8 protein-coding genes and 1 pseudogene are annotated in these 12,490 nt (G+C 35.5%); 8 read left to right on the plus strand and 1 reads right to left on the minus strand.

Annotated features, from left to right (window positions below; all coding sequences use genetic code 11):
• Positions 1–1,029 precede the first annotated feature (1,029 nt).
• From G8761_RS26000 to G8761_RS26025, 6 genes are all read left to right on the plus strand, one after another.
• Positions 1,030–2,532 carry a phospholipase D-like domain-containing protein gene (locus G8761_RS26000; RefSeq protein WP_166030835.1) on the plus strand — a complete coding sequence of 501 codons (1,503 nt, stop codon included), beginning with the start codon at positions 1,030–1,032 and terminating at the stop codon, positions 2,530–2,532.
• A 237-nt stretch (positions 2,533–2,769) separates the two neighbouring features.
• A complete protein-coding gene (locus G8761_RS26005) occupies positions 2,770–3,336 on the plus strand; it encodes a nucleotidyltransferase family protein (RefSeq protein ID WP_166030836.1) in 567 nt (188 codons plus the stop codon).
• A 225-nt stretch (positions 3,337–3,561) separates the two neighbouring features.
• On the plus strand, positions 3,562–3,927 hold the full coding sequence (locus G8761_RS26010) for a DNA ligase LigA-related protein (RefSeq protein WP_166030837.1): 366 nt from the start codon (positions 3,562–3,564) through the stop codon (positions 3,925–3,927).
• 136 nt (positions 3,928–4,063) lie between these two features.
• The gene (locus G8761_RS26015) at positions 4,064–4,933 is read left to right on the plus strand and encodes a GNAT family N-acetyltransferase (RefSeq protein ID WP_166030838.1); all 870 of its coding nucleotides are present in this window, start codon (positions 4,064–4,066) and stop codon (positions 4,931–4,933) included.
• A gap of 285 nt (positions 4,934–5,218) precedes the next feature.
• Complete coding sequence (locus G8761_RS26020; RefSeq protein WP_166030839.1) at positions 5,219–5,467, plus strand: hypothetical protein; 249 nt, start codon at positions 5,219–5,221, stop codon at positions 5,465–5,467.
• A 752-nt stretch (positions 5,468–6,219) separates the two neighbouring features.
• Positions 6,220–8,538, plus strand: coding sequence for a ThiF family adenylyltransferase (locus G8761_RS26025; protein ID WP_166030840.1), 2,319 nt, complete (start codon positions 6,220–6,222; stop codon positions 8,536–8,538).
• 172 nt (positions 8,539–8,710) lie between these two features.
• On the opposite strand, the pseudogene G8761_RS26030 reads toward G8761_RS26025, so the two are convergent.
• A pseudogene (locus G8761_RS26030) lies at positions 8,711–8,929 on the minus strand (IS110 family transposase); the annotation flags it as partial.
• A gap of 384 nt (positions 8,930–9,313) precedes the next feature.
• Between G8761_RS26030 and G8761_RS26035 the strand changes: the two are divergent.
• Both G8761_RS26035 and G8761_RS26040 read left to right on the plus strand, forming a co-directional pair.
• Positions 9,314–9,676 (plus strand): hypothetical protein, encoded by a 363-nt coding sequence (locus G8761_RS26035; protein ID WP_166030842.1) that lies wholly within the window; start codon positions 9,314–9,316, stop codon positions 9,674–9,676.
• Positions 9,677–10,297: 621 nt separating this feature from the next.
• Complete coding sequence (locus tag G8761_RS26040; protein WP_166030843.1) at positions 10,298–11,773, plus strand: beta propeller repeat protein; 1,476 nt, start codon at positions 10,298–10,300, stop codon at positions 11,771–11,773.
• The last annotated feature ends 717 nt before the right edge of the window (positions 11,774–12,490 follow it).

The following is a 12,490-nucleotide window of genomic DNA, read 5'->3' on the forward strand; positions in this document are numbered from 1 at the left end:
TATTAAACTAACTGGGGCTTGAGTTCAAGATGGGGTTGCGGCGGCAGCTCCTTTTCTTTTTGTGCTAAAGGGGCAGGATAGTTGAACAAGGAATTAACCAAAATAGGTGGAATTGCGGGAAATTGATAGTAATACAGTCTCAATCTCTCCTTGAAATGGTTAAAAAGATTCCTTTAAAAGAAAAGTTTCTCAACAAGTATGTGTGATTAAAGACAGTCATTTAATATCCCTCTTTTAGGTGAATTTGAATTAATAAAATAGTATTTGGAAATTTTTATTTTCTATGTATTGAGTGATTTACCAATTTTAACAGGCAAAACCATCCTAAAAAAGGATGGTTAAAGAAAATGGGCAAATTTTATTTTATATCTTAATAAAATTGTACGCTAAATATTACTAGGAAATTAACACAATATTGATTAGCACCAAAAAGCACCCAAAGGATAACTTATAAGAAATTAATAAATAAGGTATGGCGGATAATATGGATATGGAGGATATGGATACCAGTAAACATATCTATAAGGACCATATAATGTACTAACCAATAGACCGCCCAATACTCCACCCAGTAATCCTGCTAGAAAGGGGTTTCCAAGATAGGGTCTCCAAAAAAATGGAGGTCTCCAGAAAATAGGAGGTCTCCAAAAAAAAGGTCTTAGAAAAGGCGGTCTAATGAAAATTGGTCTCCTTATAATTCGTTCATCTGTATTTGTTATATCTATTTGTTGTGGCATAACCTGTACTTCTGAATTCATAAAAACAGTCCTCATTTCTTTTTGCTATTAAGAATATGCGTTTACCTATCCCGTTTCTTGTGCTTATATCATTGTTTTTAATAATTCCAACCATTAATGTCAATTCAATAAAACAAAGGACCACACGTTACTTTTATTGAGGTATTTGGAAACCCTTCAATATCAAAAAAGAGAAAAACATGGGTACCAATTGTTTTCGTTAATCCCAGGGTTATATGTTATAAACTTGTTACTATTTGCACATTTTAAAAGGTAAAAGAGGGTGCTTATTTTGGGATGGATTTTTGGACTTTATTTATTAAATACTGTTTTTATGATAATTATGGCGATTCGAGAGGTACGGCGACCAGCAGTGGCTTTAAATTGGATAACCATTAGTTTTATATTCCCTGTAATTGGATTTGGGCTTTATTTAATTACATCAAATCCCATACGTATGAAGCGCCGTAAAAAGCCGACTTCTACTTCTAACGAATCAGACACTCTGCCTGATTCCCTTGGCGGTTCAGCTCAGGTGATCGCACAAGCATTGAAACATTTCACCGTGGATGGATTGAGGACTGGTCATGTACAGGTGCTCATAAATGGGATTAAAACCTATGATATACTAATGGAATCTATACAGAACGCCAAAAAAACGATTGACCTGGAATATTACATATATAAAGACGACCAAATTGGAAGGCGTATTACGGACTTACTGATTGAACGGTCATTGGACGGTGTGAATATCCGTTTTATAAGAGACGGTTGGGGGAGCAGAAAATTATCTAAAACTCAGATTTTTCGGATGATGGATGCAGGAATAGAATGTCGGACTATTTTTCCTTTACGTCCCCCTTGGATTTTTTCAACTTTGAATAACCGGGATCATTGTAAGATTGTTCTAATCGACGGTAGGGAAGCTTTTACCGGTGGGATTAATATTGGGGATGAATATACCGGATTAAAGCCAAATGTAGGACACTGGCGTGACACTCATGTAAGAGTAGTGGGTGAAGCTTCATCTGATTTGAAAATGATCTTCGAAGACCATTGGAATATTGCTTCACCAGAACAAATAAATACAAAATCTAGAATGAAAACAAAAACTGGAAAAGATTGTTCCCCCATCACTCCTACAACCAGCTTATCAAACCCATTTACCATGTTGACAGAATGGAGCACCGAGTTGGGTACTATTGAAGAAACAAACGCGAATGAAGTTCCGACCAATGGGATGCACCAAGCCTATGTACAGACAGTGGAAGGCAATCCTGGTATTCCTACGCCAGTTATTAGGCAGGCTTACTTTATAGGGATAACACAAGCCACAAAGACCGTTGATATCACCACACCCTACTTTGTACCAGATCAAGATATTATTATGGGACTTAAGACAGCAGTTGAACGTGGAGTACGTGTAAGACTGCTGGTTCCTCGTCAAGGGGATCAAAAAATCGTAGAACATGCAAGTTTTACTTATTACGGAGAGTTGTTGGAAGCAGGGGTTCATATCTACCTATATAACAAAGGCATGCTGCACGCGAAGTCGATGGTTATCGATGGGGAAGTAGCGGAAGTAGGAGCAGCAAACTATGATATGAGAAGTTTTCGCTTAAATTACGAAGTTTGTGAATTTTTTTACAGTAAAGACGTGGCAAAAGACCTTACAGAACAATTTGAGCGGGACCTACATGATTCTGTCTCTTTACAAATGGAGGATATATTTCAGCGCTCTCCTTTACAGAGGTTAATGCAGCAGGGTGCCCGTCTCCTTTTTCCGTTGTTGTAGACATTAACATAGTATCAAATTTGGGAATACAGAATTGGAAGAGAGATTACTGGTTTATTTTTAAGTTGTTATATAATAATTGTGAAAGGTTTCACTTAAACTAACGGGGGCTTTACTTCAATAGGGCGTAGAGCCTTTTTTCTGTTGTTCCACAAACGGGGAAGGTTTGTTAAAGAAGGATTTGTACTATGTTTAAAGAATTTTATATGGAGTAAATAACAATTTTTGGGGGAAGTAATGTTAAAAAATGAAAAAAATATTTTGGAAATAATTCGTGAAGATGATTTTATGATGGAGATATTAAAAGCTGCCAAATCATTAGATTTAGCTGATTGGTGGATATGTGCAGGTTTCGTCCGTTCAAAGATATGGGATACCTTACACGGGTTCACAAAAAGGACTGAAATTCCCGATGTCGATGTAATTTACTTTGATAAGAATGATATTGATGAGTTAACAGAAAAGAAGTTAGAAGAAAAATTAAAGAACATACTACCTGGCATACCTTGGTCAGTAAAGAACGAAGCAAGAATGCATGTTGTAAATAATATTCCACCTTATTCATCGTCTGTGGATGCGATATCAAAATTTCCTGAAACTGCAACTGCACTTGGGGTAAAAGTAAATGATAATAATGATGTGATTCTTACAGCTCCTTGCGGAATAGATGATGTAATTAATTTAGAGTTAAAGCCAACTCCCTTTTTCACTGAAACTCCTGAACGGGTTGCTATTTATGAAAAAAGAATCATTAAAAAAGATTGGAAATCAATCTGGAACAAAATAACCATTTACCATATTTAAGTCTAATTTTTACAAGTGCTTTGATCCTGGAAGGATTAAGGTACTTTTTTATTGAAATCCTTATTGTGCTTACGTGGGTTGTTTTGTTTCAACAATGGGGTAAGGCTTTTTTTCTTATTCAAGTAAATGTGCAGTTTTAGTGGAAGAAGGATTTTTGGAATATGAAGATGAATTATTGGTAGAAAAAGCTGCTCTCAATTTAAAGGAAGCCAAATAGGAGTACAAATGGACAAAAATAAACTCATATTAAAGAACGTAACACTATTAAATACACTTCATCGTTATCAAAGAAACTTTCTTGTTCATTCATTTCTTTACTATAAACTAAATGAAACAATTATTCCCGATGAAGAATATGATAAGCGATGTAACATTATGAATAATATTATAGAGAGCTGCCCAGATTTTGCAAAAACAAGTTCTTATTACGATTTATGCAAACCTTGCGGAGAAACTGGAAGTGGTTACTACATTAAGGAATATCCAACAGAAATTATTACAAGAGCTTTTCATCTTTTATACCAAGTTAAAAAGCCAAATGAGGATTTTTCGCAATTCGTTTTAAGATGGGGTTATCGAATCAGTACCTGAAAAACAGTGCAAGAATTTTAAAGAACAGACTTTCATTGTGGAAACATTTTGTGCTGAATGGCAGGTTTATTAATAGGAGGATTTTACCTAACTTTACATAAGGTAATTAAAAATAACGTTCGAAGGGGAAAACTTATTGTCTACATACAATGAAACAAAATTAGAGTTAGTCCAATTTGATAAAAGTGATATTAAAGCTTTAATTGAGTTGTCTGCATCAGTTGGCTGGGATTATGATGAATATGAAGTTTTAACTGTTATGTCATCCGGGAAAATATTTGGGCATAAAAATGCTGAAGGGAAAATTGTGTCTAGTGCTGCAGTAATCCCTTATGAGAATTATTTATCTTCAATTGGTATGGTAATTGTTAATAAAGAATACAGAGGCTTGGGATTAGGAAGAGAGGTAACTCAAAAATGTATAGATTTCGCTCCAAGTAACGCTTCTATTATGTTAATTGCAACTGAAGAAGGGAAACCCCTATATGAAAAAATGGGTTTTAGAACAGTGGATTATGTTCATAAGTATCTTTGTGATAACTATACAACTGCTATACCATTGAGTATCAGTCGTGTATCCATTGAAAATTTCAGTGAGAATGATTTACCCGAAATTTTAAATCTAGATAAGGCTGCCTTTGGGGATAAAAGAAGTAATTTTCTTCATAATAGGATAAATCAATCAGAACAATGCTTAGTAGTAAAAGATAGTAAAGCAAACATTATTGGTTATGGAATATCTATTTTAGGACCAATAAACCTTATATTGGGACCTATTGTTGCACCTGATTCTCAAACTGCAGCTTTAATACTAGATAGGTTAGCTTTTGGACATAAGGGAAAATTAAGGATTGATGTGCCATCGGGTAATGAAGAGTTTATGCTGTTTTTGGAGCAAGGAGGATTTTTAAAAGCTAGTATACCTCCAATAATGGTGATTAATTCTGTTAATATGCCACCTAGAAACAATACATTATTCGGCATTGCTGCCCAAATTTTTGGATAAAAGAAAATCTTATTGATCTTACGGGGAAGGAATTCTTTATTAAAACAAAGTTTGTGAACAATCACACTTAAACTATCGGGGGCTTATGTTAATTAAAGGTGTTGTTGTGGCAGCATCTTTTTTCTTATTGTGCGGGTAGGTTAGTGAAAGACGGATAGATTAATAATTTTCCTAAAAAATCCTCGGAACAACATATTAAATGAAAAAGGGTATAAATACAAAAAAATGGAATTATAATGTGAGAACGATTTAATCATTCCTAATGAAAGTAAAGGAGAGAGGATAATGAAATCTAAAGGGCTTTTTTGGTTACGTCTTTTAATTGCAGTAGTTTGTTTCATCCTATCCCTATTTAGCTTTTTTAGTGAAATAGATTTACTTCCAATTATGTTTATATTAATGTCTGTTTTATTTTTTTTGAATGGTTTGGATATTGCTAAATATAAAAACCAACCCAAGGAAATGGGCTACTTTTATTTCTTTGTGGGAAGTTTTATGTTTATTACAACTATTGTTAAAACCTTATTCAGCTAACGGTTGCGATGATCCAGGAAGGATTCTCGCACTTTTTTATTGAATTTGTTATTAAACATATGGTGCAGTTTAGTTTAATAAGAAACTCAAATATCACAAGAGGAATGGTCTTTGCCATTAAAGATTCACATTGTTTTTAATAGAGCTGTCCAACCGCAGCTATTTTTTCGGTAAAAGGGACTTTAATAATAGGAGATAATGAGATGCGAATAGGGATAATAACTGCTTTCCGCCTCGTAGGCGCCGTGTTAATGCACTATCAAGAAACTGTTTATTCCAAAAAAAATGCACTAAACAATAGCACAAAATGATTTTTCAGCTAAACTTCCATTATGGATGATTTCATATCCAGGACAGACTGTCAAAGTGAAAAGCCTTTGACAATCTGCACTGGATATGAAGAATGAAACCCATGGAAGTCTCGCTCAAAAAATGAAAAGGGTTTGGATCACACCCCACAATTTTTAGTTGAAAACACTTGCATTTGATTTTACACAATTAATAGGACTTGACTAATACTTTCAAAATATTCTATTATTAATTCAATTATAGGAGAAATCAAAGCTTTAACTTTGGAACCTATAAATTTAGAAGCAAAGGAGGAACCGTTCATGAAAATCAAAGTAAGAAAGTCTGAAAAGCTTGCTCCAACTTTCATTCCATATCCTGGCTAAGGAATCATAAATACTTACTGAAGAGGATGGCTTCTTGTATGAAGTCATTCTCTTCGTTTATTGAAGGAGTTGATTGCGATGGGAAAAGCCTTTAAGAAAACATTGCGGCCCATTATTAAAAAAGACGATTCAATTGAAATCCATTTTAATGGCACAGCGACCACTCTTGATGATCCGGGAGGAACTGTATTTGAAATGCTGGAACTTCTGGATGGATCCATCTCTCCTGAAGAAATTGCCTTAAAATTGGATATCCCTCTCTACGAAGTTGAGGAAGCCATAGAAAGTTTGAACGAATTGGGCTTTATGGAAGATATCACTCCCCCTTCTAAATATTCCCCCACCGAGCTGGAGCGTTACCAGGCAAATTTGAACTATTTTTCTGGTTATGCCAGTCTGGGCAAAAGTAAATTCTCCATTCAGGACAAGCTGAAAAATTCTAAAGTAGTTGTATTGGGTTTGGGAGGCGGCAGTTTGACTGCATCTTATCTTGCGGGGCTTGGAGTTGGTGAAATTGTAGGGGTAGACTGTGATACAGTCGAAAGAACAAATCTGAACCGGCAATTTTTGTATAACGAAGATGACATTGGCCGCTTGAAATCGGAAGTGGCCGAGGAGAAAATCACAAAAATAAACCCTGAAGTTTCGGTTAAAATGTACAATCGGGAAATCCGGAATTACGAAGATTTGCTTGATATTATCGAAGGCGCGGATGCAGTAATAAGCATGATGGATACGCCAGTCCTCGTTTCAACACGCTGGGTGAATGCTGCATGCATGAAGCTGAAAATCCCTTTTTACCGGGGAGGATTTTCCAACCAGTCTATCATGTGGGAACGGATCGACCCACGGAACGAAGAACCCTGTTATGACTGTAAAACGTTAGATTCTCTGTCCAAAGACCGCGATAACGTGTACCGTTTAAAAGCGAGCTATGGAAAAGTTTTTTCAAGAGTGAATACTGGTTTTGCACCAAACTTGTCCATTCTTACCGGGTTGTTTGCATCGGATGTTGTCAATTTGCTGACCGGTGCTGCTCCTCTCTTAAAGCCCTGCATAACGGTTGATACAGCTACAATGGCCATGACCCAGAGCGGGCACGAAGTAAGCAGGCATCCTTTCTGCCCCACTTGTTCAGGGCACTTTGATGAGATGGCCGACCTTGATGACCTGTTCAGGATTGCGTATGAAAGGGTGGATTCCAGGCTGAATCCATTGTCAACAGTGGATTGTTCCCACCTGACCATCCAGGAAAACGGGGATGAATTTACAGTGGGTGACCCATACACAGGGGAATTTATACAGGTTCCTGAGGTAGGAGTGGATGTAATAAATTTGCTTGATGGCAAGCGGACAATTGAGCTAGTGAAGGAAACCGTGGAACTAAAATATAAGACTGATATTGATGTGCTGGACTTTGTGATCACTCTTTTAGAGTGCGAGCTTGTTTATAGTATCGATGGGGAGGTTCTAAATCCGGAGGTAAAAAGAGAACCGAACAAGCCCCTTTTTAAATTGGGAAGTTTCTTTTACTCAAGGGTTGCTTTGATGTTTTATGGTGCTGCTCTGTTGGCAACTGCTGTACTGTTTTTTACAAACCATTCTCTGTTTCCAAGATTCAAGGATTTATTTGTTTACGAAGCAATCGGCCTCAGTGCCCTCAATATATTGATTGTTGGCTGGGGTTTAACTTTGGTTCATGAAGTGGGACACTTATTGGCTACCTCCAAGGAAAACATTTCATCGAAAATAAGGCTCAACCTCCGAATGATCTTTCTTGTGGCCGAAACAGATATGACAGGATTATGGGCTAAGCCGAAAAAGAATCGCTATGTACCTTTTTTGGCTGGAATGTTGTGGGATGCCGCGATCGCCCTTGTCTGTCTTGTTGTCCAGCTTCTTTCAACGAATCCATTGGTAATAAGCTATTCAAAGCTTGTCGAATTTTTGACTGTCTACGCCTTCCTGTTCCAATTTGTAATTTTTTTAAGAACCGATATGTACTTTGTCATCAGCAACTGGAAGAATACATCGGCCCTCCACCAAAACAGCAGAATGTACCTTCTGAAAAAATACTTTAAGAAGAATGTTCCTGAGTGGGATGAGCTTCCTGAGCACGAGCAAAAAAATGCTGTCTGGTTCGGCCATTTATATGGAGTCGGCGGGACAATTGCCATCATCCTCTTTTTATATTTCCAGGTGCCTCCGATTTTATATGCGGTTTCCCTTGTTTATAAGCATTTGACCACTTATAGTATTGGGAATTTTTATTTCTGGGACAGCCTAATTATTCTCGCTGTCTTCCTGTTTCAGGGGGGTGTTTGGTTCGTAGGATTCAGGAACTCCATGAAAGAAAGAAGAAACGCCTCTCCAGCTGTGGCAGCCGCAAAGGAATAACCAGTGTAAGTGAGGACAGGATATCCTGTCCTTGTTTGTGTTTATGGAGTGTGCAAGAAGGAATGCCGCCTTTGTTAGGAAGTGAAATTTAAAAGAGCACGAAACCCACGTGTCGTTTGGAATTTCGTGCTCTACTTGTTTAACGGCCCTTGGCAATGAGGGATACAGTCATTTGAACAACTGGCGTATGATAATGCCCGGTTGCTTCCAAAACAATCGGAGGACGAATACCTGTGAGTGCTTCTATTTCTCTAAGATACTGATACAACATCTCTAAACCTTCAAGAGTATGAGATACTTTAAAACTACTTTTGTGTGGTTTTTTCTTATCCAAGAAAGCTTGAACCTGACTTTCACCTTTTGCAATATCCAGACCTATGACTGGATTCATTTTAACTCTCCTCCTCTAGAACAAATTAACCGGTACCCCTAGATCCTCCTTGCAGTGTCATAGCTTCGCTTGTTATACGAGATCAGAGTCCCAACCAGCCAAATCATGTTTAAGCAAGTAGGGGGTGAACTGTTTAGTTGACGGGATCTAAGTCCCACGGGGGCTTACGTTCTACCCCGGCTACCGTTATGATAAAACCATATAAAAAAAGGTCAACCAGAAATATCTGGCTAACCTTATAATACGAATGGGGGGCTTATGTTAAAAATGGGGTTGCTGCGGCAATCCTTTTGTTGTTGAACTAAAGTGGCAGGATAGTTGAAGAAGGAAAAAGTTATTTAAAGGTAGAATTATTGAAACATCATCCAAAAGGAGTGCTTTTCATTGAACAAAACGGACGAAGCCTTAGAATGGCTTAAAAATAACAATAATCCATCAGCATTGGCATCTGACAGGTTTGGCGAAAATGAAAATGCTGTCCAATTTGTTGAAAAACTTTATGAACTTGGAGCACTAAAGTTAAGCGTTATTGGTATTTTCGATGAACCAGAACGAATAGAAGATGAAGGAGGACCATATGCTACTCACCTAATTGTTGATTTACCTGATGATATTGAAAAGCGAAATAAGATTATTAAGTTTTATAAGAATGAAATGAAAGAACAAGGGATTGAAGAAGGAGAAGGAATATTAGAATGGAATGAAAGTAAATTGAATGAAGGGAAACTGGCATTTGGTTGGCATTAAAATATATGTCACTGAAGAAAAACCTTCTTTCACTACCGGGGGCTTAAGTTGAGTATTGGTGTTGCTGCGGCAACTCCTTTTTTGGTCATTCAATTCAAGGGAAAGATAAGTTTAAGAAGATATTAAAATACAGATAAAACCACACTTGGTTTTCTTTGATGGAGAACTTTCTTTTAAAGAGTTAGGATATAAAAAAGACACTGGGGGAACCAGTGTTGAGGAAATTACCATATTATAAACTAAATGTATCATTGTATTTAATGTTTGTCTGTGAAAATTTTGTGACACTGATTTCTTCAACAAACGGGCAAGTTTAGTGCAACAAGAAAATTCAGTTTGAAAGGAGTAATTGGTACTTATCAAGAAGTAAAACTGTAGAGATAAAATAAGTAGAAGAGGTTTTATGTTAAAAGACTTGGAAGTGTTGTTCTGAAAAAATATATCTTTATATCAATAATGAAGTTGATTTTTTTAACTTCAATAGTATTGGTTTAATGTAAAAATGATGAATTTAAGAATTCAACCACTATGTTGACCTTCATGTATAACATGATAATCACCAACGTGCAAAAATCTAGTAAAACAAAGTATACTCAAAATAGATAAATAGGTGAACTAGGAGTGATCTACATATTTAGAGGAAATGTAAAAAGAATACTTATTTCATTATTAACAAATCCAATCTTCATAATTGGATACTGGTTTTTTGGACATGAGTTAGCTTCAATATGCAAGTATGGAAGAATGAATAATAATCTATATATTTTATTATTAAGCATAGTCTTATTATTATCGATCATTTTGTTTATTACAATTAAAATGATAAAAGAAAGTGAACATAAATTAAAACATTTAACTAATTTGAATGCATGGAGATATATTTCGATTATCATCTTTGTTGCCATTACATTATTATATGGAGTGAATATTTATAAAAGTGCAACAAATTATGGCGGTAAACTTGCATGGTATATAGAACGATTAAAAAATGAAAGGTCAGTTAAATTCGAACATAACAATATATATAATGATGGTGTAAAAGGTATTTTTGAAGATATAAATAAAGATTATACTTTGCCCAAAGAATTATATATGGTAAATAATTTTTCCCTTAAATTTAATTCAGATGGAACAATTACATCATTTGATACATTTGTATACGGGAAAAATGAAGATGGAAAAGAAGAGAGTTACCTAATAACTTTTGATAAAAATAAATCAAAAAATATTACTCTATTATTAAATGGTTATGCTGGTCCCACTTATAATGTAGATAAGTTGGTAGAGCCTTTAGTTAAAACAGTTAGAGTTATTCCGATTAAACAAAAAGTTAGTAAGTGGAACGAAAACCAGTACGGGTTGGTTTATTATGGAAAAAGAAGCTGGGGATCTAATACAAATGGAATCATTAATATTGAAAAGGACGGAAAAGAGTATAGTCCGGAAGTTGCAACTAAAGAGATAGTTGGATATACGGTATCAATATTCATCCCTGGGAAGGAAAAAATGATTACCCCTGCTAGATATAATTTAATAGGTGATCCGAATTGGAGTAAGCCATCTACTAGAATTCAAACAAATTCTAATGAGAAGAAAAATGAATTAAAGAATACTAACGAACAATTTTATCTATCTAAAGTAGTCGGATTTAAACTAAATGTTACGGATAAAGCATTAGGAAGTACGTTTTATTCACTAAGCAAGACCATGGATGGGGGAAAAACTTGGACCGTTATGAATAATGACCCATTTAGCGGGACAATCGGAAGTGCCTCAGGAATAGTTTTTTTGGATGACAAACTTGGATTTTTAGGAGCAGTCAATCCTTCGGGTAATGAAGGAGCATTATATCGTACGGTTGATGGAGGTACTTCATTTAAGAAAGTAAATTTTTCACCTCATAAAGTGAAATTAGATAATGGACAATCTATAAGCCCTTTTGATTCTCCGGGTATGCCTTATGAAGAAGATGGAGTTTTTATTCTGTTGATGGGGCAAGGATCAGATGGAGATTATAATGGTAATAGTAGTGCACTATATCAATCAAAAGATAAAGGTCAAACATGGGAATTTATAAAAGAGGTTAAAAATAGGTAGCACTAATAGACAAATATTTATATTTTAATAATGCCTTGTTTAATACTCATAGTAAAAGACCTATAATTGATAGAATGAATAGCCACAGCATTGAAAGTAATGATTTCTATTTGTTATATTTAAGTGAAAATGAAAAAAATGCATCAGTGTTTTGGGTAACTGTGAGGTTTATCATAATTGAAGCAATTTTTTATTTAGTAAAGATTAATCTAAAAATGTTAGTCTAAGATCTCTCAGAAATCTGAGAGGTCTTTTTAAATATTTTTCCCTTCCATACCGAATCATAAATCAGTGTAAGACGAATAAGCTTCCGGCCGATAGGACACTCAACCCTTTCCGGCAAGTAGCCAAGACAGCTAGTCAATCGGCCAAGGGGCAAAAAACTCTTTTATTGCGATAAGAGTATTTATGTAAACTAGAATTGGATATGAATAAGAAAAATAGAATGGATCTTATTCAACTAACGGGTGCTTATGTTAAGGAAAGATTTTACCGCGGCAGTATCTTTTTACTTATTGAACAAACGGGGCAGGTTAGTAAAAAAGTTTGAAAGAGACCATGAATAGGATAAAATTGAAATAATAAATATTTCAGAGGTGTTACAATGGATAATGCAACTAAGTCTTATTTTGAAAATCTCGAAGCAAAAGACAAAAATTTACAATATGAAGCATTTCAGAATATAATGCATGCTACAAAAGGAAAAGTAGATTGGGC

Origin of the sequence: Neobacillus terrae (assembly GCF_011393025.1) — a bacterium.
GTDB lineage: Bacteria > Bacillota > Bacilli > Bacillales > Cytobacillaceae > Neobacillus_A > Neobacillus_A terrae.